The sequence below is a fragment of the Bacillus sp. P4_E1 genome (assembly GCF_056401715.1).
In genome coordinates this window covers 1-24,828 of the sequence record NZ_JBFUIV010000008.1, presented here as the reverse complement: position 1 = coordinate 24,828, position 24,828 = coordinate 1, and the positions used below count along the sequence as shown (strand labels likewise).

The following is a 24,828-nucleotide window of genomic DNA, read 5'->3' as shown; positions in this document are numbered from 1 at the left end:
ATGAGGTAGATATAAATGGGGTGAGGCTATGTCTGTAGTAGGTGAAGAGAGAAAGAGGACAATTCTTGAGAAGGTAGAGTTTAAAGGAAAAGTAAAAGTTTCAGAATTAGCGAGAGAGTTCGCAGTATCAACAGAGACGATTCGTCGGTATTTAGAAGAATTAGATCGTGAAAAAAAATTGAAGAAAGTGTACGGTGGAGCCGTTCAACTTCCGGGAGCTGGGATAGAGGCACCGATGTTAGAACGAGAGATGCTGCATATAGAAGAGAAGAAAAGAATTGGGTATAAAGCAGCAACGTTTGTGGAAGATGGAGATGTTATTGCGATTGATGATGGAAGTACACCACTTCAAATGGTGCCATATCTTGTTCATCGTAAAAATTTAACGATTGTAACAAGTTCATTTCCAGTAGCAACACAATTAATTTCTTCTATTAATAAAAAGATGTTTCACGGTGAAGTTTTATTTATAGGCGGGAAAGTATCTCCAAAACATTCACGTGTGTCGGGGTCTATTTCACAGCAAGTAATTCATCAATTTCATTTTCATAAAGCATTCGTTTCGATTGATGGGTTGTTGCAAGGTTTTGGGGTTTCTAGCTTTGAATTAGAAAAGGCGAAACTGTCAGAAGCGATGATGAAATTAGCTGAGAAAACGTATATTTTATGCGATCATACAAAGGTAGGCGTAAAAGGGAACTACCGAATAGCAGGATTTTCTCGTATTCAACATATTATTTGTGATAAGAAAATGCCCTATAGTTTTGAAGAAGAAGTCAAAAAGCATAATATTCAATGGACAGTTTGCTAAATGAATTGAATACGTTTAGACTCCCACCTAATTTTTAGGTGGGAGTTTTACTATCAGCAAGTAAAAAAATAAAAGCTTTGTATTTATGCAAAAAGTGGACACATTTTCTCATCTCGTTCATATAATTTACCAATACAAAAAAAGTTGGTCGAAGGAAAGAAGGGAAAGTATGTCGGAACGGATATATAATAAACTTGTATTGTATGCAAACATTTTGCAAAAAATTGGTGTTATTAATGAAAAAGAAAAAAGTGAAATCCTTCATACGATAGGCAAAAAAGCCCTTTGAGTAAAGGGTTTTTTATTTTTTATCTATGGAAATATAAACTTAATGTAATATTCTTGTTGACAATGATAATGATATTCATTATCATTTATTATGTTAGCGATTGATAGTGATTATCAATTGAAATATATATAAGATAAGGGGATATTATTTTGAAAAAAAGTTATATTAAAGCTCTAGTAGTAGCAACAACATTAGCTATTCCATTTGCTGCGTATTCCACTCCAGCGTTAGCAGCAATAAAAATTGAAGCAAACCAGTCGGTAGCAGCAGCCAGTGATCGCACGTATGATACTGAGATTAAAATATATAAGGATCAAAAAGATGAGCCATCTATGGTTTCTCAGTACATAAAAAATCCTAAAGTAGCAATTGAAGATGGGAAAAAAATCGTTACTGTAACAATACAAGATAGCGATTATTTTCAATATCTTAGAATAGAAGATAGAAATCAACCTGGTGTATTTCATGATGTGAAAGTTCTGTCAGAAGATAAAAGAAAAAATGGAACGAAAGTAGTCCAATTTGAAATTGGCGAATTTGAGCAGAAGCACAATATGCAAATGCATATATTTATTCCGGCTATTGGATATGATCACAAATATCAAGTTCAATTTGAAATTAAAGATCCAACTGTAGGTGAAAAAGAAACAGAGAAACCAGATGATAACTCTAATTCAGGCAATACGGAAACAGATAATCCAGTTGATAATCAAAATATGATAATAGATAACAAATTAAGAGAACTTGTTAATAAAAAAGTATTTAATAGAAAAGATTTAAATACACCAATTACGAAAGAAGAGTTATTACAAGTAAAGGACTTGTTTTTAAACACGAATGAGATTCTGGATTATAGTGCATTAAAATATATGCCAAATTTAAAATCTTTAACAGTTGCGAATGCGAAGATAACAGATCCGTCGTTCTTTGCGAATTTAAAGCAATTAAATCATTTAGCTTTGCGTGGTAATGAATTTTCAGATGTAACACCACTTATTAAGATGGAAAATTTAGAATCTATTGATTTGAGTAATAATAAAATTACAAACGTTGCACCACTAATTGAAATGAAAAATGTAAAAAGTTTATATCTATCAGGCAACCAAATAGAAGATGTAACAGCATTAGCGAAAATGGAACAACTAGATTACTTGAATTTAGCAAATAATAAAATTACGGATGTTGCTCCATTAAGCGCATTGAAAAATGTAACATACTTAACTTTAGCAGGTAATCAAATTGAAGATATTAAACCGTTATATTCATTACCTTTAAAGGACTTAGTATTAACGCGTAATAAGGTTAAAGATTTATCGGGTATTGATCAAATGAATCAATTAAATAAATTATTTATCGGTAAAAATCAAATTGAAGATGTGACACCACTTGCTAAAATGACTCAGCTTACAGAATTAGATTTACCTAATAATGAGTTAAAGGATATTACTCCATTATCAAATCTAGTAAACTTACAAAAACTTGATTTAGAAGCAAATTATATTTCAGACTTATCGCCAGTTAGTAAGTTGAATAAGTTAGTATATTTAAGTTTTGTTGCAAATGAAATCCGCGATGTTAGACCAGTAATAGAACTAAGTAAGAAAGCTTATATTAATGTCCAAAACCAAAAAGTCTTTTTAGAGGATACAGAAGTAAATAAAGAAGTAAAAGTACCTATATACGAAAAAGACGGCGAGGTATCTACAAAAATCCGTCTGAAGAGTGATGGTGGCACGTATAGTAATGGTGTAGTGAAATGGAGTACACCAGGTGAGAAAGTATATGAATTTGGAGTGAAAGATCCATTTGCGGATACAGGAATCTTCTTTACAGGATCTGTAATTCAAAATGTAGTAGAAAGTAAAGGGGACAACAATTCTAAAGAAGACAATACTTCTAAAGAAGATGAGAAAGTAGAGGTAGTAGAATTTAAAGATGTACCAAAAGGACATTGGTCAGAAGAAGCAATTCATTATTTAGCGAAAGAAAATATTTTCAAGGGATATGGAAATGGACAATTTGGATTTGGGGATAGTATTACTCGTGGACAAGTTGCGTCTTTAGTACAAAGGTACTTGAAATTAGAAAATAAAGTAGAGCAGAAAGAGATGTTTACTGATACGAAAGGGCATATGTTTGAGCAAGATATTGCTACAGTTGCACAAGCTGGAATTATGCAAGGAGATGGTACAGGTAAGTTTCGTCCAGAAGGAGTATTAACTAGGTACGAGATGTCAGTAGTATTACAAAAAGTATTTCAGTTAAATGAAAATGAAAATAATTTGGAGAACTTTACAGACGTACCAACAGGTCATTGGGCAGAAGGATATGTGAAAGCATTAGTGGATAATAATATATCAAAAGGTGACGGGAATGGGAACTTTTTAGGAGATGATTTCGTAACACGTGAGCAATATGCGCAATTTCTGTATAGGGCAATAAAAAAATAATAAATGAGAAAAATACGTTATTCTTTAATAAGAAGAATAACGTATTTTTTATATGTACAAAATCAAATGCTAAATAGACAGGAGTGTTTACATGTGATAGGCCTATTTTTCCGATAGGTGCTGAAACCATATTGACAAAAAGGCATTCTCGTGTGATAATTCAATTAAATTTTTAGAATAATCAAAAAACATTCCTTTTATATAGAAAGGATTTGAATATTATATTAATATTACGCCGGGGGTGACGAAATGTTATTTTTTCTGAAAAAATGGAACGAATTAAAAGATGTGAAAGCAGAATTGGCACTTCGCGATTGGTTTTATGGTACGAAAATTAGTTTATCGATGTGTACGTCAAAAGAGCCATTAACATTTTTAGTGAATGTAGAGGGAAGAGATAAAGGGGTATTTTCTGAAGAAGATTTTATTGTCGTAAATTGCATGTGTGAGCCAGTATTTGAAAACGAAGAAAAACCAGCTATAGAGTCATTTATGCATGCGGATATTTATAAAAAAAGTAGTGCAGAATGCATTTTACAAGTACAGACTGTAGATAGTCATTTAATGTCAGAGCTATATGGGAAAGAAGGAGAAGTAACATTCGAAAAACGTAGTGTGGAACGTGTTTTTGGAAAAGACGGTATTACAGAAATGACAATTCCAATTGTAGAAGATGAAAAGAAATTCGCTAATTTATTAGAAAATAATGTTCCGAATTTTATTGAAGGTGGAGGAGTAGTCCTTGTTCATAATTACGGAATGATCGTGTGGGGGAAAACTCCAGAAGAAGCGAAAAAATGGTTGGAAGGTATAGAGTATTTAATGAACTATCACGTAAAGCTTTTAATGATAAAAGGGGCAAAAAGTTCTGTTATATAAAGATGTATTCACAGAGATTATCATCCCTTAAAAATGAAAGCGTTTTAAAAAGAAATTTTACTCATAAAATATAGGTCTCCTTATTATATATAGATTACATGTTGACATGTAAGGAGGAACATATTTTGCGAGTTAAATATCATTTTCTGCCAAAACAGCAGGTGACATTTTGCAAAACGAATGATTCTGGTGAAAAGGCGCTACAAATTATGAATGAAACGGGATTTCGCGCAATTCCTGTATTAGCAGAAAATGAGAAGGAATTCACGGGGATTATTTATAAAGTAGATCTTTTAGAAAAGAAGTGTAATAGCAGATTAGAGGATGTAAGTACAGAAGATGTACTGGAAAATCCAAATTCGTTTATTTTTGAAAAGGATTCTTTTTTTAGAGCTTTTTACGTTATCCGTCGTCTCCCGTTTTTAGCGGTTTTAAATGAGTATAATGAATTTGTCGGCATTTTAACACATTCTAATGTATTTGATGTTATTGAGGATTCGTTCGGTATGCGGACGGGTGGTTATATATTAACAATTGCAACACAAGATTGTAAGGGAACAATTAAAGAGCTTGGGACATTATTAAAAGCATATAATATCGGTGGACTGTTTACGCTTGATAACGGTGATCAATATATTCGCCGTGTTATCGTAAATATATCGGATGAGTTAAATGAAAAAAAATTAAAGCAATTAATTGAAAAGATAGAGAAAAAGGGATTTAGGGTGAGTCATGTAGATTATATTTAAGTTGAAAAGGAAAGGTACCTATCTGCTATGTGTAGATAGGTATCTTTTTTAGTACGAGAAATGAATTTTATTTTGAAACAGAAGGTGGAGATAATGCTAAATCAGATAAAAAAATAAAGTCTGCATGCTCACGAATTTTAGGAATAGAAGTTTCGATAATACGTGATGTAATTTCACCTGGAGCCCCAACGTGTCCGATAGCTACCATAATGGGTTTGTCTTGGATTTTTTTTATGAGTAATTGTGCTTGTTTTGAAATGTGACTTACCGTATATACATCATCAAAAAATAATTGGTTTTCAATAATAGGAACGCCTAATTCTTTACCGATTTTTGGGACAACACTATTAGGGTTTGTTTTACTATCTAAATAAAATAAACCGTGCTTTTTACAGGCAGAAAGTATAAGACGTACAATCCTTTCATCAGCGGTTACTTTTGATCCCATATGATTGTTCATTCCTATTGCATGAGGTATTTCTTGAATTGCTTGTTCGAGTCGGTTGTTTATTTCTTCATCGCTTAAATCTGTTGTAATCGCTTTTGGTCCAAGCCACTCTTTTTTTCCTCTAATTGGTTCCATTGGCATATGTATAATAACTTCATGCCCTTTTTTATGGGCAGCTATTGCATCTTGTTTAGTAGAAGGAAGAAATGGCATAACAGCAACAGTGAGTGGAATAGGAAGTGATAACATCTTATCTGTGCCTTTCATATTATTGCCGAAATCATCGATGACAATAGCAACTTTATTCGTATGAGCGTTTGCTTGAATAGGAAAGAGGAAGAATGGTATGAACAGGGTGAAGATGAGAACTGTAATAGTATATTTGCGCATATAAATATTTCCTTTCTATTTTATCCCGCTATTTGCGGGCAGTAAGACTCCCACCTCCAAATTTGGCTGGAGTAAAGAAGTTAGGTGGAAAATCCACTGCCCGTAAACGCCCGATTGGTGAAGGCTAATAATTAGTGGGGGATGGACAAAACCCCCACTGATTAAAGTTCACTTTATCAATCATCATTATGTTTTGCGTTTTTACATAAATTAAACAAAAAATGTCGAAGAAAAGTAAATTGAAAATAGAGAATCCACTGTTTACTGAGTATTTACAAAAAAGAAGATGAAAAAAATGTCTATTATTGCGAATGTATTTACAAAGATAGAATAATTTGTAATAATTCTCAAAGTGAGGGTAAAGATTTGTAAATTACAGGGGAAAAATGTTAAACTTTCTGATTCTTCAATTTTAAATAGAATTAAGTGTTTAAAGGGCTAAAGTAGATGAGGCGTTGAGAGTATGGAAGAAAAATAAGGGGGATATGGATGTTTACTGTAAAAAGGAAGTACACATTAGAAAAGCTTTCGCATGATATTCATATGAAACGTGAAGAAATGATTCATTTAGGATTAACAAGTGGGTTAAATAGTATGGAGACAATTCAAGTTAGTCAAGAATTGGACAAGCTTATCGTACAGTATCAGCGTTACAAAGAAAAACAAACACCGAAATGGTTTTCAATTATAAAGGTTCCTATTTTTCAAATTGAGTATGAAGGGAAATCAAACAATTTTTGGAGAATGTTTGTAGCTGGTTTTATGAAATAAGTATAATTACCCTTTTAGGATAAGGATAATTATACTATATGTAATGGAATCTCTATATGAACTGTCGTTCCTTTGTTTTCTTTACTATCAATAAATATATGCCCATTGTACATCTCTACAATTCGTTTACATATAACAAGCCCAAGACCTGTTCCAGTATCTTTATTAGTAAAGAACGGATGAAAGAGGTGTTTTTGAATATGTTTAGGAATCCCTTTTCCAGTATCAATAATTTGCAAGTGTGCGTGTTTTTCGTTGTTTGTTACTACAATGGTTAATGTATCACCAGAAGCCATGGCTTCAATTGCATTTTTTGTAATGTTTAAAACCACTTGTTTCATATGGTCTTTTGAGCAACGTATATGAACAGGATGGTCTGGCAAATGTAAATGAAATACAATGTTATGTAGATTCGATTCAGATTGGATAATTAATGCTACCTCATTAAGAATCGTTCTTACATCATATGTTTGTTCAATGATGGCAGTTGGTTTTCCAAGAATAAGAAATTCGCTTACAATTTCATTAATCCGCTCTATTTCTTGCTCGATTACGGAAAAGTAGAACTGATCCTGTTCATCTTTATATTTCTCTTTTAACAGAGCAACGAGTCCTTTAATTCCAGTAAGAGGGTTACGGATTTCATGAGCTGTACTAGCTGCAAAAGTTCCAACCAATTCAATTTTTTGTAGTTCATTTTGTTGTCTTTCTAGTTTTGTTTGACGTTTTAATAACATATATTGAGCAAGTAAAAATAAAATAGACATTAAAAATAAAGTAGCTATACACTCTATTGAAACTAACTGGTATAAAGTTTGTTGATGAATAGGTAACGGAGAAACAGAGACTTTCCAATTTAATCTTTGGAGTGGGGTAGTAAGCATGTTAGAATGCCCATCGCTTGTTTCGTTATTATCATCGGTTAGAAAAACTACATCATGTTTATCAGTCACTTCGAAATGATATTGTGGTTTAATAGCATTTAAAGAGGCTGAAATGTAGTCAAAGCGTAAACTTGCTAATAATAAGCCTGAGAGTTCCTTTTGTCTATTAAATATTGGAGACGCAATCATAATAGCTTGATGTCCAAGAACGCGATCTGTAATAACTGATGATACAGTTGTTTTCTTAGATTGCAACGCATCTTGGATGTATTGGCGGTCAGAAACGTCAATAGGCGGCGAATCGCCTTGGGATGCGAGTGTAATCATCCCATCTGTCGTAGCGTAATATAGACCGGAAAAACGTTCATCATTTCCATCGGTATCATGTACAATCTGTTTAATCCCATTGATGTTTCCAGTTTCGGTCCCTACGACTTTTGCGAGCATTTCTAAGGCAGATATAGCTTCACCAAGGTGATGGTCTAAATAGTCTCTATATAAAAAGAGAACAGTGTGAGCAGATAGTTTGTTTGCCTGTTTCATTTGATAAGTGTGATATGAAAAAAATGTGGCACCAATCCCTATCGTTGGCAGTATAACAAGCAGTATGTAAAAAACTATGCTTTGTAATTTGACTTTCAAATTTGGTACTCCTTCTTTTTTTATTATCATTATATATAAACTATGTTAAAATTGTCATGTTTTTATTCAAGAATCATTTGCATTACATTAGGGAAAGGAAAAGGAATGAGTGAATATTCATTCGGAAGTTGTAATGAAGTGCTACGTTGCTTTTCTTTTTGTTGCGGAGAATTTAAGTGAAGGGTTGAAATGGTATGACATCAAATAATGAGCGAGAAGACATTTCTCAATCTTTAAAAGTATTTATTGCATTATCCCGTGTACATCGTTCTGTTATGGATACTACAAATAAATCCATACAAAGTAACGGATTAAATCCAACTGAGTTTGCTGTATTAGAATTACTATATCATAAAGGAGGCCAACCACTTCAGCAAATCGGTGAGCGTATTTTAATAGCTAGTGGCAGCATTACATACGTTGTAGATAAGCTAGAGAAAAAAGGGCTTGTAAAACGAATTCCATGTCCAAATGATAGGCGTGTTATTTATGCACAATTAACGGAGTCTGGAGAGAGCTTTATTGCTTCTATTTTTCCAGGTCATGAGCAAGTTATATATCAGTCTTTTGAAATGTTAACGAAGGATGAGAAGGATGAATTACTCGAGCTATTGAAAAAAATTGGAAAGTATGAAAAATGATGATATGTTCCAAAGGAGCTTTGGATAAAGAAATCCAAGGCTTTTTTGTGTGCATGTATTTATGACATCATCTACCGCATTTTGCTGAAGAATAAGAGGAGATTTGTAAGTAAGAATTGAATTATAATAATGATGCATATAATGGAGAGGGGGCTCGTTCATGTCATTTAAAGACTATGAATATAAACGGCCAAATATTGAAGAATTAAAAGGGAAATTTACTGTTGCTTTAGAGAAGTTTGATAACGCAAAAACTGTAGAAGAACAAAAACAAGTTATCAATTCAATTAACGAAATTCGTAATGACTTTGGTACAATGGGGAACCTTTGTTACATTCGTCATTCTGTTGATACGACAGATGCCTTTTATAAGGATGAGCAGGATTTCTTTGATGAATTCTCTCCAGTTGTACAAGGGTATGGTACAAAGTATTATAATGCGTTAATTCATTCTCCATTCCGCGAAGAATTAGAAGCGTATTATGGAAAGCAATTATTTGCTCTAGCTGAATGTGATTTAAAAACATATTCAGATGAAGTAGTGAAAGATTTACAATTAGAGAATAAATTGTCTTCGCAATATACACAGTTATTAGCATCTGCAAAGATTGACTTTGCAGGAGAAGAAAGAACGTTATCGCAACTTATTCCGTTTATGCAAGGAAAAGAAAGAAGTGAACGCAAAGCAGCAAGTGAAGCATACTACGGATTTTTAGCTGAGAACGAGGAAGAGTTAGATCGTATTTATGATGAGCTTGTTAAAGTGAGAACGAAAATCGCAAAAACACTTGGTTTTAAAAACTTTGTTGAATTAGGATATGCAAGAATGTATCGTACAGATTATAATGCTGAAATGGTAGCGAACTATCGTCAGCAAGTATTAGATTATATCGTTCCAGTTGCAACCGAGTTAAGAAATAGACAAAAAGCACGCATTGGTGTAGAAAAGCTCGCTTATTATGATGAAAACTTTGAGTTTGCTACAGGTAATCCAACTCCAAAAGGCGATGCCGATTGGATTATTAATCACGGGAAAACGATGTATAAAGAATTATCAGCTGAAACAGATGAGTTTTTTAATTTCATGCTCGATAATGATTTATTAGATTTAGTTGCGAAAAAAGGAAAAGCTGGTGGTGGATATTGTACATATATCGAGAATTATAAAGCGCCATTCATCTTCTCAAACTTTAATGGAACGTCTGGGGACATTGATGTATTAACACATGAAGCTGGTCATGCTTTCCAAGTATATGAAAGTCGTAAGTATGAAATTCCAGAATATAATTGGCCAACATATGAAGCATGTGAAATCCATTCAATGAGTATGGAATTCTTTACATGGCCATGGATGAAGTTATTCTTTGAAGAAGATGCGGATAAATATTATTTCTCACACTTAAGTTCAGCACTTCTATTTTTACCGTACGGTGTATCTGTAGATGAATATCAACATTATGTATATGAAAATCCAGAAGCATCGCCAGCAGAACGTAAGTCAGCATGGCGTAACATAGAGAAGAAGTATTTACCACATCGTGATTATGAAGATAATGATTATTTAGAGCGTGGTGGTTTCTGGCAACGTCAAGGTCATATTTATAGCTCACCTTTCTATTATATTGACTACACGTTAGCTCAAATTTGTGCACTGCAATTTTGGAAACGTGCAAGAGATAATAGACAAGAGGTTTGGGAAGATTATGTGAATCTTTGTCAACAAGGTGGAAGTAAATCATTCTTAGAATTAGTAGAAGTTGCAAATTTAACATCACCATTCGCTGAAGGGTGTGTAAAAAGTGTAATTACAGAAATTGAAGCGTGGTTACGTGCTGTTGACGACACAAAATTGTAAAAAACATGCACTTTTTTCCTATGTTTAACATCGACATAATAGAAAAATGATGAGATAATAAAAGAAAATTCAGAATTATTTTAGGGGTGTTTCTAATGGGGAGCGCCCCTTTTCACCAACAAAAGGGGGGAAAGCACTATGCTTCAATCTAATATGGATGTTAGTTTAGAAACTTTAGTCCACTCATTACAGTCTACACGAAGCACGCTGTTATCAGAAATTGAAATGTTAAATGATACGGAGGTGAATGTAAAGCCACGCCGTGATAAATGGAGTATTATTCAAATTTTGCATCATTTGCATTTAGTTGAACAGTCTGTCACATCTGCCCTTGTATATGCTTTGCAAAAAAAAGAAAGAAAACTTGCTCCATTTAAAGACCTCCAACTTACGCTTGATCGCACACATAAAAGGGAAGCTCCTCAACAAATGAAACCAACAGAAACATTAATGAAAAAACTGCAAGGAATTCAATTACTAGAACATTCACGACAAGAATTATTACATGCCCTTCATAGTGTAATAGATGAAAAAGAATTATTTGAAAATGGATTAAAACATCCTATTTTTAATGATTTGAATTTATATCAATGGGTTCAATTTCTAGATTTACACGAACAAAGACATCTTACACAGCTAAAAGAAGCGAAACATGCAATTTTACAGCGTTAAAATGAAAGAAGTGGGGAACCGCTTCTTTTCTTTTTTACTCATGCATAGTTTTCTTTCTCATTTTGGAATACTACATGGAGAAAAGAAAAGAAGGAGTTGAAAAGCATGTCAAAGAAAAAGAGAGAAGAAGAGCGCGCCTGGAAAGCTCGGAAAGAAAATCAAAAGCCGCATGGGAAAGTGAAAGCTTTTGCAGAATTAGTTGAAGGAACAGAAAAAACGTGATGAAGTTCATCACGTTTTTTGTATGAGTGGGAAAGTTAATAAGAAAGTTGTACCTGTACCTTTTTCGCTCATAATATCAATCTTTCCATCCATTGCTTGAATGACGCTGAAGACGACCATCATTCCGAGTCCGGTACCTTTTTCTTTCGTTGAGTAGAAAGGTGATCCAAGGCGTTTTATTTGTTCTTGATCCATACCAACTCCTGTATCTTTTATATATAATTGTATATGTTTATGGTCTGGAACTAATGTAAGAATAAGATCGCCACCTGTAGGCATAGCCTCAATACAATTTTTAAAAATATTTAATAAACATTGGTTCAGTTTTTGCTTTTCGCCAGCGATAAAGAAAGATGTACTTTGTTTTATATAATTTATACGAACATTTGCTAAATTGGCGAGAGGTGTGATCAAAGACAACGCATGAAGTAATTCTTCCTCTACTTGTAATTTTTGTTCTTTTTCAATACTCGGTTTTGCAAAAGTTAAGTAGTCTGTAAGAACGTGATTTGCTTGTTCGATACCATTAATGGCTATGTCGATATATAATTTTCGTTCTTTCTCAGAACATGCATCTGACTGTAAAAGTTGTAAAAAACCTTTCGTTGCAGTTAAAGGATTACGAATTTCATGAGAGATAGAAGCTGCCATTTCGCCGATTAAATGAAATTTCTCAGCGTTCATAAGTTCATTTTGGAGACGAACTTGCATTTGTAATATGTGTAGTAAATATAAAATAAGGATTGTACCAATCATCGTACATAGTTCGTACACAATGATATGTGGTATATAATCTGCCTCATTTGTAACACTTGCAAGGAAAAATGGTATCCAACCAAATCCATAAGTAAGACTGTAAAAAATAGCAAGTGTTATTTTTATATGATTAGAACTTCGATTAAAAAATTTGTAAGTTAATAGTAGAACAATAAATAGGAGAATAGAAGCGATAAAGGATGGAAACGCACCTATTCCTCCCAATAAAAAGCGATAAATGTTTAATACAGCTAAAATAGAACCACCAGCAATAGGCCCTCCCGTTAACGTGCCGACAATTAATACGATATGTCGCATGTCGAACTGAAAACCATTATTTGTTTTTGCTGCGAAAGTGATACATAGTATGGTAGCGAGGCAACACAATACAATAAATATGGCTGAATTTAATTTAGGAGATCGTTTCCCTTTCTGATTCCAAAATAAATGATATACGAGCATTGTAACGAGAATAGATAATATATTTAAAAAGAGGTAAATAATAAAGAGTTCCAGTGGGATGCCTCCTCTCTTTTAACATTAAATTAATCATACTATAAAATGAAATAAATGAAATGCGAAATAGCGGAAAAAATCAGAAATTTTTTCTGGTAGTATACAATATGTTACAATAATCTTTGTCAATGAAAGAAGAAATTCCGTGCACTGCATGGGAGAGGTTCGCGAACTCCCTCTATAAAAAACTATGGAAACAACAATATCATTAGGTATTGTTTTGTTTTTTTATTGTGACAGTTCAAGAACGTTCTTTCTTCTTATTCGTAGTAGAGAAGGAGAATGAGTGAAATGAAAAAAGAAAAAGCAGTTGTTGTTTTTAGTGGTGGACAAGATAGTACAACATGTTTATTTTGGGCGATACAGCAGTTTGAAGAAGTGGAAGCTGTAACATTTAACTACAATCAACGTCATAAATTAGAAATTGATTGTGCAGCGGAAATTGCGAAAGAGCTAGGAATTAAACATACGATACTAGATATGAGCCTATTAAATCAACTTGCTCCAAATGCGTTAACGAGAACGGATATGGAGATTACACATGAAGAAGGTGAATTGCCATCAACATTTGTAGATGGACGAAATTTACTATTTTTATCATTTGCGGCTGTATTAGCAAAACAAGTTGGAGCACGTCATATTGTAACGGGTGTATGTGAAACTGATTTCAGTGGTTATCCAGATTGTCGTGACGTGTTTGTGAAATCATTAAACGTTACATTAAATTTATCTATGGATTATCCGTTTGTTATTCATACACCACTTATGTGGATTGATAAAGCAGAGACATGGAAATTATCTGATGAACTTGGAGCATTTGAGTTTGTTAGAGAAAAAACATTAACATGTTATAACGGAATCATTGGTGATGGTTGCGGTGAATGTCCAGCATGTCAACTTCGTAAAGCGGGATTAGATACGTATCTACAAGAACGCGAAGGAGCGAGCAACTAATGGATAACTTTTTTGGATTTCGCATCGTAGAAAATTTGCAAAAAATGGACAAGGATATTCAGCGTGAACAACTCAAATATCATAATAAAAGAGTAATGGTCAGCAAGGAATTTACATTTGACGCAGCGCACCATTTACACTGCTATGAAGGGAAATGTAAAAATTTACATGGACACACATATAAAGTCGTATTTGGAATTAGCGGATATGTAAATGAAATAGGCCTTGCAATTGACTTTGGAGATATAAAAGAGATTTGGAAAAATGAAATAGAAATTTATTTAGATCATCGTTATTTAAACGAAACATTGCCAGAAATGAATACGACTGCTGAAAATATGGTCGTTTGGATTTATGAAAAGATGGCAGAAGCATTAACGAAAGATAATCGTGCGAACGAATATAAGGGAGCTCGTGTTGAATTTGTTCGTCTTTTTGAGACGCCGACTAGTTATGCGGAAGTAAGACGGGAGTGGATGCTCGATGAGTAAAATTCCCGTCTTAGAAATATTTGGTCCAACCATTCAAGGAGAAGGGATGGTTGTAGGACAAAAGACAATGTTTATCCGTACAGCGGGCTGTGATTATAGCTGTGCTTGGTGTGATTCTGCTTTTACATGGGATGGATCGGCCAAAGATCAAATTAAACAAATGACACCGGAAGACATTTGGAATGAGCTTGTAGAAATTGGTGGAGAAAATTTTTCTCATGTTACGATTTCGGGTGGAAATCCTGTTTTGCTGAAAAATATGCAATTTCTTCTTTCTATATTAAAGGAGAATGGAATGCGAACAGCGGTAGAAACGCAAGGGAGTAAATGGCAAGATTGGTTGCTTCAAATTGATGAGGTAACGATTTCTCCAAAACCACCAAGTTCAACTATGAAAACAGATTTTCATATGTTAGATTCTGTTATTCATAAACTAGCAGGGAAAGATTTTAGTTTAAAAGTAGTAGTATTCGATGATCAAGATTTTGAATATGCAGTTAAGATGCACGAGCGTTATCCGAATGTACCATTTTTCTTACAAGTAGGGAATGATGATACGAAAACAGTGGATGATGCGGTGCTTATAAAAAAACTATTAGAAAAATATGAGTGGCTTATTGAAAAAGCTGTGAATTGTAAAGAAATGAATGATGCGAAAGTACTGCCTCAGCTTCATGCGTTAGTATGGGGAAATAAACGAGGGGTATAATGAGAAGGGATGTTTAAAATGGCAGGAAGATTAGATGAAGATTTAAAAGATGTAACATTATTAGGAAATCAAAATACAAAATATGTATTTGAATATAGCCCGGAAATTTTAGAGGTATTTGATAATAACCATCCAAACCGTGATTACTTTGTAAAATTCAATTGTCCTGAATTTACAAGTTTATGTCCGAAAACAGGACAACCAGATTTTGCAACAATTTATATTAGCTACATTCCAGAACAAAGAATGGTAGAGAGTAAATCTTTAAAGCTATATTTATTTAGCTTCCGAAATCATGGTGACTTCCACGAAGATTGCATGAACGTTATTATGAATGATTTAATTAAATTAATGGATCCACGCTATATTGAGGTATGGGGGAAATTTACACCACGTGGTGGTATTTCAATCGATCCTTACTGTAACTACGGCCGCCCAGGAACTAAGTATGAGAAAATGGCAGACTACCGCATGATGAATCACGATTTATATCCAGAAAAGATCGATAATCGTTAATATAGAAAGAAAGGATCTGTATGATATACAGATCCTTTCTTTCTATTATATTATGCATGTTGATTAATGACAGTATAGTTTTTATGGCTTACAACTGTAAGAGGTTCCATATCTAGTTCTCTAAAATTCTCCATAATTGTTATATCAACAATAACGGAGTTTTGATTTACCTTTTGAACACGGCCTTGCATTCCACCTTTAAATTCAATGATATCTCCAGTTTCTGCGATCTGCATAAGCAACTCTCCTTGTTCCAGTTTTCCCAAAAAAAGAATAATTTGGGCTTTTTTATTTCTTCTTATTTTGAACTATATTTACTACTTTGTAAATGTTTCCAAAGTAAAAATTCGAAAAATATTCACTTTTTGTAAGAAAATATGTAAAAAATATTGTTTAGGAGAAGAATGATGAAAATGCATACATCTTTATACGGGAGTATAATAAAAGATACAATGACCTACTAAAGTGGGAGAAATTAGGGGCTGGAAAATGATGTTTGAAATTGTGGGGAGCTTTATAGCGATTTTATTATTTTTATTTTCATATATACAGTTGAAGAAAGTGCGTCATCATGAAACAACTACATATTTTGATGGACTGGATGGTGTGCACACTTCGATAACACATGATAGTGGTGGGGATATATAACTTTCTTTTTATGCATGGTATGATGGCAAGAAGAAATAGTACGTAATATAGTTCGTAAGTGATGAATGGGGAGTGGAAAGAATGCGAATTTCTTTTATTCGTCATGGTCGTTTGGACAGTACTATAGAGCCAATGACAATTATTTTATTTCGTGAATGGATGAAGCAATATGATTTAGGGACTACAGTAAAAGAAACTCCTATACCAATTGAAACAATTGAGGCGATTGAATCAGCGAAACTGGTTGTAACGAGTGATCAAAGGCGCGCTGTACAGTCAGCGGCTGAGTTATTGGATTCCCTATCTTTTGTGCAAAATCCTCTTTTTAGGGAAGCGGAAGTTCCAACGAGTTTTTATGCTCCAAAATGGTTGAAATGTAAACCGAATGTATGGATGTTTATTGGACGTACACGATGGATAGTTGGTTATAGTAAAGAGGTTGAGTCTTATAAGGAAGTACGAGAAAGAGCAAGGCAAGCCGCTAATATGTTGCACCGCTATGCGCTCGTACATGGACATATTGCCCTTGTAGGTCATAGTTATTTTAATGCGATGATTGGGACTGAACTGAGGGCAATGGGGTGGTCTGGTTCGCCTATTTTTCATAGGAAGCCATGGGGATGTACAACGTATACATTTCATGAGGCGATGGATGGAAATGTATTAAATACAAAATTAATTTAAAAGAGGCTGTCCCTTTGGCAGCCTCTTTCTCTACATAACAAGTAAAAAAGAATTGTCCTTTTAAGATATAGAAACCAATGACCGTAATGGTTTTATTAGATGGGCATACGATTCACCGACGAGCATAACGGTTTTATCTTCTTTGTAACCAAGTTTTTCATATAGTGAAAAAGCGCGTTTGTTTTCTAAATTAACAAGTAAGGCAATTTTTTCATGCCCTTTTTCAGTTGCATGAAGTTCAGCTGCATCGATTAATTTAGAGCCAATACCACGTCCACTGTACATACTTGAAACTGACAACGTGTCAATATAATACTCATCAAGTTCAGCTTCTTTTTCTAACGTAATGGATTCGTCTTCATGTAGTTCTCTTAAGTAGTGTATGATTGGTGCATCAAGTTGTTCAGTGTCACTACCGTGATAAACGACAATAACCCCAACTACCTTTCCACCTTGTTCAGCCACTAAACAGTTTTCATAGCTCAATCGATTATTTTCTTTTACGAACCATGTTTCAAGTCCTAGTATTACTTTTGCTTCAACTGTGCTACCTGTGATTTTTTCAGCAATTTCGTGCAGAGCGTTATACAATAAAGGTGCTACTTCTACCGCATCTGTCTTTTTTGCTTTCCGAATCATAGTATCCCTCCTAGTTCTAAATGTATATTGTAGCATAAAATAAAATATCAAACAGTGATTTGGAACTTTGTTATACAGGGTATCAAAAAGTTTGATATAGAGAAGTAGCTATGTTAGTATATGATATTTAGTGCGAATATAATAAAGTGATATAGATATAAAAATAATGAAAGTGAATTACATAATAGTAACGGGATAATTTTACCGTTGTCGACCTATAGAAGATGCGATAGAATAAAATATTGCAGAGAGGTGAAATACATGGATAAACAATTAGCAAATACAATTTTGGATCAGCTGAAAAATGATGAAATAAAGGAGTATGTTGCGAAGAAAGATGTATTTTATACGTTCAGAGAAGTTGTTGTAAATCGAGAAGATTTTAAACATATTATCGGGAACGCACAGCGCGGTGGACAGGTAATTTATACATATTCAGAAACACCACGTTCATAAATAGAAGATAAAGGAGAGGGGAATTATGGGGGATTTTAAACAAGGCATATTGCCACATTGGGATTATATGTGGAAAGATAGAGCTGGGAATAGGTTTATGGGAATGGTTATGTATCCAGAGAAACGAAAATGTTCAGCAAAAATGCTTCAGAAAATAAAAAGGGCGTATGAACAAGCAGTAGAAATTAAAGTAACGGTACAAGTTCAACATACATATCAGTACGTAGAAGGAATGATCGTATACTTTGATGAAGAAGCTCCTGTATGTACAATGCTCGATAAAGATGAGAATCCACATCATATATTTGTAAGAGATATTTTGCGTATTGAGCACCCTGAATAATTTTTTTCATAAATAAATTGAAGTTCCATAATAATAATCTTTTTCTATAATAGTTATCTTTTAGTATGTAACGAGGAACGAAAGAATATGTATAATATTTAATAAAGTAAAATTGATAAATGTAATCGTTTGTTAGAACAGATTATCGTTTAATATCTGTTCTTTTTTGCGTGATGCTGGAGAAATATATTACTCCAGCATTTACTGTTTTATGACAAAAAATATTGGTAACTTTTTTAAAAATAAGGTTAAATTCGTTGACAACTTTTTTGAAAAGCACTTTATTGACATGAGTTTTAGAATGTTGTTTCATAGTCTTTGTATTGAAAAAAATCGACGGTCATGTCGAAAAGTAAAAGTTAAAAAAAGAAAGAATTTATACATATATCTTGTGTCTTATTTTGAAACGTAATACAATATATAGAGAAATCAAGAAACGACATACAGAGAATATAGATTGGAGAGGGAGGGTCGGAAATGTTAGTTGCATATGATTCTATGACAGGAAACGTGAAGCGTTTCATTCACAAATTAAATATGCCGGCCGTTCAAATTGATGAAGCTCTAGTATTAGATGAAGACTTTATTCTTATTACGTATACAACAGGTTTTGGAAATGTACCGGAACGTGTTTTAGACTTTTTAGAACGCAATAATGAAAAATTAAAAGGCGTATCTGCAAGTGGCAATCGTAATTGGGGAGACATGTTTGGTGCAAGTGCTGACAAAATCTCTACTAAATATGAAGTGCCTATTGTATCAAAATTTGAGTTATCTGGAACAAATAATGATGTAGAATATTTTAAAGAAAGGGTGCGGGAGATTGCGACACATTGAACTGAATAATGAAATCACGCAAATGCAGGACGGTTTTTATCAGCTTCATAAAGATAAAGAGGCGTTAGAAGTCTTTATGGAAGAAGCTAGAGAGAATACCGTTCATTTTAATAGCGTGGCAGAGCGAATGGAGTATATGAAAGAACATGATTACTATTACAACGTTCTGGACGAGTATAGCTTGGAGGAAGTAGAAGGAGTTTATAACATCGCTTATGGTGAAAACTTCGAGTTCCAATCTTATATGGCAGCATCTAAGTTCTATAAAGATTATGCGTTAAAAACGAATGATCAAAAACAATACTTAGAAAGCTATGAAGATCGTGTAGCAATTGTGTCATTATACTTAGGACGCGGTGATGTTGCGAAGGCAAAACACTTCGCAAGCATGATTGTAAAACAAAACTACCAACCAGCGACACCAACCTTTTTAAATGCGGGAAGAAGCAGAAGAGGAGAAATGGTGTCTTGTTTCTTGTTAGAGATGGATGATAGCTTAAATTCAATCGGCTTTAACATTAATACTGCAATGCAATTATCGAAAATCGGTGGTGGAGTAGCTTTAAACTTATCTAAGCTACGCGCACGTGGTGAGCAAATTAAAGGTATTGATAACGCCGCAAGTGGTGTAGTACCTGTTATGAAATTACTTGAAGATTCGTTTTCGTATGCGAATCAGTTGGGTTAACTTTATGGCTCAACTATAAAACCAGGTCAATTGCTGGAACGCCTGAGTATATCAAGGTAGGATACTACGAAGAAATTACGTAGCGAACCCTGAAAATCCAAGATTGCAGGAAATCAGCAGCCGAGCTCCTAAATTTATTAGATAAGGAGAAGGTTCAACGACCAAGTGGCTATGTAGGTGACTAAGTAGCTCGAACCTGGCTTCTCAAAACAACCAAATTCAAAGGGTGTATACAGTTATTATAGTTTATGCCATATTCATGTGCATCAAACATATGATAAATGGTTAAATGAAGAATTTGGCGAGAAGAAGATATGGTCTGAACTCTATAGCGATATAGAGAGGATAGCAGAAATGACTATCCCCCATACGTTTTGACGATATGGAGTAACAATATGCAACGAAAAGGTGCAGGTGCAGTATACTTAAACATTTTCCATTGGGATATTATTGAATTCCTTGATACTAAAAAAATAAATGCCGATGAGAAGAGCCGTATTCAGTCTCTATCAATCGGAATTATCGTTCCAAGTAAGTTCTTTGAGCTTGCTGAGAAAAACGAACCTTTCCATGTTTTCGCGCCTTATACAGTATTTAAAGAGTACGGAAAACATTTAGATGATATAGATATCGACGAAATGTACGATGAATTAATGAGCAATCCGAAAGTGAAGAAGAAGCCATTAGATATTAGTGCGCGTGATATGCTTATTAAAATTGCTATGATTCAGCTTGAGTCTGGTTACCCATACTTAATGTTTAAATCAAATGCAAATAACCAGCATCCACTGAAGGATATTGGAACTGTGAAGATGTCGAACTTATGTACAGAAATCTTCCAGCTACAAGAAACTTCTGAAATAAATGATTACGGTACAGAAGACATTATCCGCCGTGATATTAACTGTAACTTAGGATCGTTAAATATCGTAAACGTAATGGAAAATAAAGAAATTCGTGAAGCAGTTCATGCGGGAATGGAAGCTTTAACAGCTGTTTCTGATATGACGATCATTCCGAATGCCCCAACTGTGAAAAAAGCAAATGATGAGCTTCATTCAGTTGGACTTGGAGCAATGAACTTACATGGATATTTAGCAAAAAATAAAATCGCTTATGAAAGTGCTGAAGCGAAAGAATTCGCTCGTACATTCTTTATGATGTTAAATTACTACTCGATTGAGAAAAGTATGGAGATCGCTAAAGAAAAAGGCGAAACATTTAAAGACTTCGATAAGTCTGATTATGCAAACGGCACATACTTTGAAAAGTATGAAACGACAGATTACAGCCCAGTAACTGAAAAAATTCAGCAATTATTTGAAGGAATTCATATTCCAACAAAAGAAGATTGGACAAGTTTAAAAGAGCAAGTACAGAAGAATGGTTTATACAACTCATATCGTCTTGCAATCGCTCCGACACAATCGATCAGTTACGTTCAAAATGCAACTTCAAGCGTAATGCCAATCGTAAGTCAAATTGAATCAAGAACGTATGCGAATGCGACAACATATTATCCAATGCCGTATTTATCAAAAGATACGTTTTGGTACTATAAATCTTCTTATGATATGAATCAGTTTAAATTAATTGATTTAATCGCAGAAGTTCAAGAACATATTGACCAAGGAATTAGTACAATTCTTTATGTTAATAGTGATATTTCAACACGTGAGTTAGCACGTTACTACATTTATGCACATAAAAAAGGCTTGAAGAGTCTTTATTATACGAGAACACGTAAATTAAGCGTGGAAGAGTGCGTGGCTTGTACCGTTTAATATAAAAAGTGAGACATTATGAGCAGGGTTTTTCTGAACCCTGCTCATGCTTAGTTATCAATTTTTTATGTTTATTTAGAGAAGGGGCGATTTAATGCGTGCGGTAAACTGGAACAAAAAAGAAGATGATTTTAGTTTAATGTTTTGGAAGCAAAACATCGCTCAGTTTTGGACAGAAGAAGAAATCGCAGTGTCTTCTGACAAAAATACTTGGGCACAATTATCAAAAGAAGAGCAAATTGCTTATAAGCGTGTATTAGGTGGTTTAACACTTTTAGATACGAAACAAGGTGGCGAAGGGATGCCACTTGTACTTGTTCATCTTGAAAATTTACAAGCGAAAAGTGTATTAGCTTTCATGGGCGCTATGGAAGAAGTACATGCGAAGAGTTACAGCCATATTTTCACAACGTTAGCTACTGAAGAAGAAATTGATGATATTTTTGAATGGGTAGATAACCATCCATTACTTGAGAAAAAAGCTGGTATTGTTACTAGTTACTATCGTCGCTTATTAAAGCCTGAAGTAACGAAAAAAGAGTTATACATGGCAATGGTAGCAAGTGTGTTCTTAGAAAGTTACTTATTCTATAGTGGATTCTTCTATCCACTTTACTTAGCGGGTCAAGGTAAATTGACGGCAAGTGGTGAGATTATTAACTTAATAATTCGTGACGAGTCAATTCACGGCGTATTCGTTGGTATTTTAGCACAACAAATCTTCACAGAACTTTCTGCAGAAGAGCAACAAGAAGTACAAACGGAAACGCAAGAGTTATTAATGGAACTGTATGAAATTGAATTGGCATATACAGAAGAAATTTACACTTCTATCGGTCTTGTAGAGGATGTAAATCGTTTCGTTCGTTACAATGCGAATAAAGGACTTATGAACTTAGGACTTGAGCCGAAGTTTGAGGAAGAAGAAATTAACCCAATCGTTTTAAATGGTTTACGTACAGATACGAAAAACCATGACTTCTTCTCTGTAAAAGGAAATGGTTACGTAAAAGCAACGAATGTTGAAAAGTTAGCAGACGATGACTTCGTATTCAATTTTTAATATAGTGTTATAGAAAAAGCTGTCTTTATAGAAAAKACAGCTTTTTTGCTATGAATAGTTTACATAATGTTATTATTTCATGGGAATATTTTAATCTTGTAAAAGCCCAATTTTTGAGGAAGTGGGAATGAAAAAACAAGGATTAAAGTTTTATTTTTCATATTTAGTCGTATGAGAGATTGAATAACTTATGTCAAAATGAATAAAAAATGAGAAGAAATGAGGACCAACTCCACCTATACGTTCTTTTTAGTATTGAATTTTCAAATGCTAGAAATTTTGGCTTAAAAATTGCATGAATATTTAAAAATTAACAAAAAGGGAGGTAATATGCGGTGTGATATATAGTCATTTGAAAACGCTTCCTTTTAACTGTCGATTTTTAAATGGAAATTAGATAGAGAAAGTAGGAGGAATGATAGGTGGGAAAAGTAGTTGGTTTAAAACGTTCATTAGGGCTTTGGTCAATTGTTATGCTAGGGGTCGGGTATATGACACCGATGGTTGGGTTTGATACATTTGGAATCGTTTCTGAAAAAACGGGTGGTCATGTTCCAGGAGCTTATCTTATTGCATTAGCAGGGATGTTGTTTACCGCTGCAAGCTACGGCAAAATGGTAAAGGTTTTTCCTACGGCAGGATCTGCTTATACGTATACACAGAAGACAATTAGTGCAAGGCTGGGGTTTCTTGTTGGATGGTCCGCATTATTGGATTATTTGTTTCTACCAATGGTGAACGCACTATTAACGAGAATTTATATGTCAGCATTTTTCCCAAGTGTTCCTAATTGGGTATGGGTCATTGGCTTTGTTCTCCTGATTACATTAATAAACATGATTAGCGTAAATGCTACTGCTAATTTCAATACTTTCTTAGTAATATTTCAGGTGTTAGTAATGGCTGTGTTTGTTTTTCTAGTTATAAAAGGTTTATTATCGGGAGAGGGAACAGGAGAAATCTTTTCCATTCAGCCGTTTTTTCAATCAGATATACAAATATCACCGTTAGTTGCAGGTGCGACAATTCTTTGTTTCTCGTTTTTAGGTTTTGATGCAGTAACTACATTTTCAGAAGAGACACCAAACGCGAAGAAAACAATTCCTCGAGCTATTTTTCTTACTGCTTTAATCGGCGGAGTTTTATTCATTACTACTACGTATTTTACACAATCTATGTTTCCAGATACATCTGTATTTAAAAATCAAGAATCAGCATCTCCAGAAATTGCACTATATGTTGGCGGGAAATTATTTCAAGCTTTCTTTTTAGTAGGAACCCTTATGGGGACACTTGCGTCCGGTTTAGCTTCTCATACAAGTGTATCCAGGTTATTATACGTAATGGGGCGAGATAATGTAATTCCGAAGAAAATATTCGGATACATTCATCCTCGCTGGAGAACCCCAGTATATAATATTATTTTTGTAGGAATTATTTCGCTCTTCGCTATATTCATTGATTTAGAAACAGCAGCATCTCTTATTAACTTTGGAGCGCTTATTGCATTTACATTTGTTAATTTGTCTGTAATTTCTTACTATATAATCAAGCAAAAAAGATATAAGACGATAAAAGATTTCTTAAATTACTTAGTTATGCCTATTTTGGGTGCTGCTACTGTAGCCGTACTATGGTTTAATCTCAATATCCATTCACTTATTTTGGGACTTTGCTGGGCTGCTATTGGAATTGGGTACCTTCTATATGTTACAAATATGTTCCGTTCAGCTCCTCCGCAAATGCATTTTGAAGAAGCACAGGAAATATAAAAAGAAAAAGGCATTGGTCTTATCCCCGTCAAGTAGACAGCTTTAAAAAAAGACTAAGCAGCCATTGAGATTCGATATTCAATCGGAGCTCGATGATTGAGTCGTTTTTGGAATCGTTTGTAGTTATAATGATAGATGTATGTTTCAATTGCTTGAATCAATTCTTCTTTTGTTTGATAATAATTGAGATAAAACATTTCAGATTTAAAATGAGAAAAGAATGATTCAATACAAGCATTGTCATGGCAGTTTCCTTTGCGACTTTGCGA

Annotated in this window: 26 protein-coding genes, 2 pseudogenes and 1 riboswitch; of the genes and pseudogenes, 22 read left to right on the top strand and 6 right to left on the bottom strand. The window is 33.9% G+C overall.

Features of this window, described 5'->3' with window-relative positions; genetic code table 11:
- The first annotated feature begins 28 nt into the window (after nt 1–28).
- From AC1DS7_RS12930 to cbpA, 4 genes are all read left to right on the top strand, one after another.
- Complete coding sequence (locus AC1DS7_RS12930; RefSeq protein WP_002030497.1) at nt 29–811, top strand: DeoR/GlpR family DNA-binding transcription regulator; 783 nt, start codon at nt 29–31, stop codon at nt 809–811.
- Nucleotides 812–1,249: 438 nt separating this feature from the next.
- Nucleotides 1,250–3,550, top strand: a complete 2,301-nt coding sequence (locus tag AC1DS7_RS12925) for an NEAT domain-containing leucine-rich repeat protein (protein WP_215588854.1) — start codon at nt 1,250–1,252, stop codon at nt 3,548–3,550.
- A 249-nt stretch (nt 3,551–3,799) separates the two neighbouring features.
- Nucleotides 3,800–4,429 (top strand): class II aldolase/adducin family protein, encoded by a 630-nt coding sequence (locus AC1DS7_RS12920; protein WP_002011549.1) that lies wholly within the window; start codon nt 3,800–3,802, stop codon nt 4,427–4,429.
- Nucleotides 4,430–4,554: 125 nt separating this feature from the next.
- Complete coding sequence (gene cbpA, locus AC1DS7_RS12915) at nt 4,555–5,178, top strand: cyclic di-AMP binding protein CbpA (protein WP_002140932.1); 624 nt, start codon at nt 4,555–4,557, stop codon at nt 5,176–5,178.
- A gap of 67 nt (nt 5,179–5,245) precedes the next feature.
- Here cbpA and AC1DS7_RS12910 read toward each other — a convergent pair whose 3' ends face one another.
- Nucleotides 5,246–6,016: a divergent polysaccharide deacetylase family protein gene (locus AC1DS7_RS12910; protein WP_002011545.1), complete on the bottom strand. Its 771-nt coding sequence runs from the start codon at nt 6,014–6,016 to the stop codon at nt 5,246–5,248.
- A gap of 489 nt (nt 6,017–6,505) precedes the next feature.
- Between AC1DS7_RS12910 and AC1DS7_RS12905 the strand changes: the two genes are divergently transcribed.
- Nucleotides 6,506–6,787, top strand: coding sequence for an aspartyl-phosphate phosphatase Spo0E family protein (locus tag AC1DS7_RS12905; protein ID WP_002030543.1), 282 nt, complete (start codon nt 6,506–6,508; stop codon nt 6,785–6,787).
- 29 nt (nt 6,788–6,816) lie between these two features.
- Here the strand turns inward: AC1DS7_RS12905 and AC1DS7_RS12900 are convergent, their stop codons facing one another.
- Nucleotides 6,817–8,313 (bottom strand): DUF3149 domain-containing protein, encoded by a 1,497-nt coding sequence (locus AC1DS7_RS12900; RefSeq protein ID WP_002140933.1) that lies wholly within the window; start codon nt 8,311–8,313, stop codon nt 6,817–6,819.
- Between the two features lie 194 nt (nt 8,314–8,507).
- Here AC1DS7_RS12900 and AC1DS7_RS12895 point away from each other — a divergent pair, with 194 nt between their 5' ends.
- The 4 genes from AC1DS7_RS12895 to AC1DS7_RS12880 all read left to right on the top strand — a co-directional run bounded on the left by AC1DS7_RS12895 (nt 8,508) and on the right by AC1DS7_RS12880 (nt 11,703).
- On the top strand, nt 8,508–8,954 hold the full coding sequence (locus AC1DS7_RS12895) for a MarR family winged helix-turn-helix transcriptional regulator (RefSeq protein ID WP_002011538.1): 447 nt from the start codon (nt 8,508–8,510) through the stop codon (nt 8,952–8,954).
- Nucleotides 8,955–9,114: 160 nt separating this feature from the next.
- Complete coding sequence (locus tag AC1DS7_RS12890) at nt 9,115–10,809, top strand: M3 family oligoendopeptidase (RefSeq protein WP_215588855.1); 1,695 nt, start codon at nt 9,115–9,117, stop codon at nt 10,807–10,809.
- 138 nt (nt 10,810–10,947) lie between these two features.
- Nucleotides 10,948–11,481 carry a DinB family protein gene (locus AC1DS7_RS12885; protein WP_002030551.1) on the top strand — a complete coding sequence of 178 codons (534 nt, stop codon included), beginning with the start codon at nt 10,948–10,950 and terminating at the stop codon, nt 11,479–11,481.
- Between the two features lie 105 nt (nt 11,482–11,586).
- Nucleotides 11,587–11,703 carry a DUF6254 family protein gene (locus tag AC1DS7_RS12880; RefSeq protein ID WP_000038354.1) on the top strand — a complete coding sequence of 39 codons (117 nt, stop codon included), beginning with the start codon at nt 11,587–11,589 and terminating at the stop codon, nt 11,701–11,703.
- Nucleotides 11,704–11,712: 9 nt separating this feature from the next.
- On the opposite strand, the gene AC1DS7_RS12875 is transcribed toward AC1DS7_RS12880, so the two are convergent.
- Nucleotides 11,713–12,921: an ATP-binding protein gene (locus AC1DS7_RS12875; RefSeq protein ID WP_002140936.1), complete on the bottom strand. Its 1,209-nt coding sequence runs from the start codon at nt 12,919–12,921 to the stop codon at nt 11,713–11,715.
- A gap of 208 nt (nt 12,922–13,129) precedes the next feature.
- A riboswitch (PreQ1 riboswitch) is annotated at nt 13,130–13,173 on the top strand.
- A gap of 93 nt (nt 13,174–13,266) precedes the next feature.
- Here AC1DS7_RS12875 and queC point away from each other — a divergent pair.
- From queC to queF, 4 genes are read left to right on the top strand one after another with little or no spacing between them, the layout of a single operon-like run.
- Nucleotides 13,267–13,929, top strand: a complete 663-nt coding sequence (gene queC, locus AC1DS7_RS12870) for a 7-cyano-7-deazaguanine synthase QueC (RefSeq protein WP_002086813.1) — start codon at nt 13,267–13,269, stop codon at nt 13,927–13,929.
- A complete protein-coding gene (gene queD, locus AC1DS7_RS12865) occupies nt 13,929–14,420 on the top strand; it encodes a 6-carboxytetrahydropterin synthase QueD (RefSeq protein WP_002011526.1) in 492 nt (163 codons plus the stop codon). The genes queC and queD overlap by 1 nt, the downstream gene beginning before the upstream one ends.
- On the top strand, nt 14,413–15,129 hold the full coding sequence (gene queE, locus AC1DS7_RS12860) for a 7-carboxy-7-deazaguanine synthase QueE (RefSeq protein WP_002126181.1): 717 nt from the start codon (nt 14,413–14,415) through the stop codon (nt 15,127–15,129). The genes queD and queE overlap by 8 nt, the downstream gene beginning before the upstream one ends.
- Before the next feature lie 18 nt (nt 15,130–15,147).
- Nucleotides 15,148–15,645 (top strand): preQ(1) synthase, encoded by a 498-nt coding sequence (queF, locus tag AC1DS7_RS12855; RefSeq protein WP_002140938.1) that lies wholly within the window; start codon nt 15,148–15,150, stop codon nt 15,643–15,645.
- Nucleotides 15,646–15,695: 50 nt separating this feature from the next.
- On the opposite strand, the gene AC1DS7_RS12850 is transcribed toward queF, so the two are convergent.
- Nucleotides 15,696–15,881, bottom strand: coding sequence for a YkvS family protein (locus tag AC1DS7_RS12850; protein WP_002064385.1), 186 nt, complete (start codon nt 15,879–15,881; stop codon nt 15,696–15,698).
- Between the two features lie 253 nt (nt 15,882–16,134).
- Here AC1DS7_RS12850 and AC1DS7_RS12845 point away from each other — a divergent pair, with 253 nt between their 5' ends.
- Nucleotides 16,135–16,293: a hypothetical protein gene (locus AC1DS7_RS12845; RefSeq protein WP_002086806.1), complete on the top strand. Its 159-nt coding sequence runs from the start codon at nt 16,135–16,137 to the stop codon at nt 16,291–16,293.
- 81 nt (nt 16,294–16,374) lie between these two features.
- Nucleotides 16,375–16,977, top strand: a complete 603-nt coding sequence (locus AC1DS7_RS12840) for a histidine phosphatase family protein (protein WP_002126185.1) — start codon at nt 16,375–16,377, stop codon at nt 16,975–16,977.
- Between the two features lie 60 nt (nt 16,978–17,037).
- On the opposite strand, the gene AC1DS7_RS12835 is transcribed toward AC1DS7_RS12840, so the two are convergent.
- Nucleotides 17,038–17,616 (bottom strand): GNAT family N-acetyltransferase, encoded by a 579-nt coding sequence (locus tag AC1DS7_RS12835; protein WP_215588856.1) that lies wholly within the window; start codon nt 17,614–17,616, stop codon nt 17,038–17,040.
- Nucleotides 17,617–17,877: 261 nt separating this feature from the next.
- On the opposite strand from AC1DS7_RS12835, the gene AC1DS7_RS12830 reads away from it, so the two are divergent.
- From AC1DS7_RS12830 to AC1DS7_RS12800, 7 genes and pseudogenes are all read left to right on the top strand, one after another.
- Nucleotides 17,878–18,072 (top strand): hypothetical protein, encoded by a 195-nt coding sequence (locus tag AC1DS7_RS12830; RefSeq protein ID WP_002030563.1) that lies wholly within the window; start codon nt 17,878–17,880, stop codon nt 18,070–18,072.
- Between the two features lie 25 nt (nt 18,073–18,097).
- Nucleotides 18,098–18,415, top strand: coding sequence for a hypothetical protein (locus AC1DS7_RS12825; RefSeq protein ID WP_002011512.1), 318 nt, complete (start codon nt 18,098–18,100; stop codon nt 18,413–18,415).
- A 477-nt stretch (nt 18,416–18,892) separates the two neighbouring features.
- Entirely contained in the window at nt 18,893–19,252 is a 360-nt protein-coding gene (gene nrdI, locus AC1DS7_RS12820; RefSeq protein ID WP_000959445.1) for a class Ib ribonucleoside-diphosphate reductase assembly flavoprotein NrdI, read from the top strand.
- Nucleotides 19,239–19,937 (top strand): annotated as a pseudogene (locus AC1DS7_RS12815) (ribonucleotide reductase N-terminal alpha domain-containing protein); the annotation flags it as partial. The gene nrdI and the pseudogene AC1DS7_RS12815, both read left to right, overlap by 14 nt.
- 401 nt (nt 19,938–20,338) lie before the next feature.
- A pseudogene (locus AC1DS7_RS12810) lies at nt 20,339–21,724 on the top strand (ribonucleoside-diphosphate reductase subunit alpha); the annotation flags it as partial.
- Nucleotides 21,725–21,818: 94 nt separating this feature from the next.
- The gene (gene nrdF, locus AC1DS7_RS12805) at nt 21,819–22,787 is read left to right on the top strand and encodes a class 1b ribonucleoside-diphosphate reductase subunit beta (protein WP_002011508.1); all 969 of its coding nucleotides are present in this window, start codon (nt 21,819–21,821) and stop codon (nt 22,785–22,787) included.
- 422 nt (nt 22,788–23,209) lie between these two features.
- The gene (locus tag AC1DS7_RS12800) at nt 23,210–24,559 is read left to right on the top strand and encodes an APC family permease (RefSeq protein ID WP_078175598.1); all 1,350 of its coding nucleotides are present in this window, start codon (nt 23,210–23,212) and stop codon (nt 24,557–24,559) included.
- 53 nt (nt 24,560–24,612) lie between these two features.
- On the opposite strand, the gene AC1DS7_RS12795 is transcribed toward AC1DS7_RS12800, so the two are convergent.
- On the bottom strand, nt 24,613–24,828 hold a 216-nt coding region (locus AC1DS7_RS12795), incomplete at its 5' end, for an IS3 family transposase (RefSeq protein WP_476999022.1).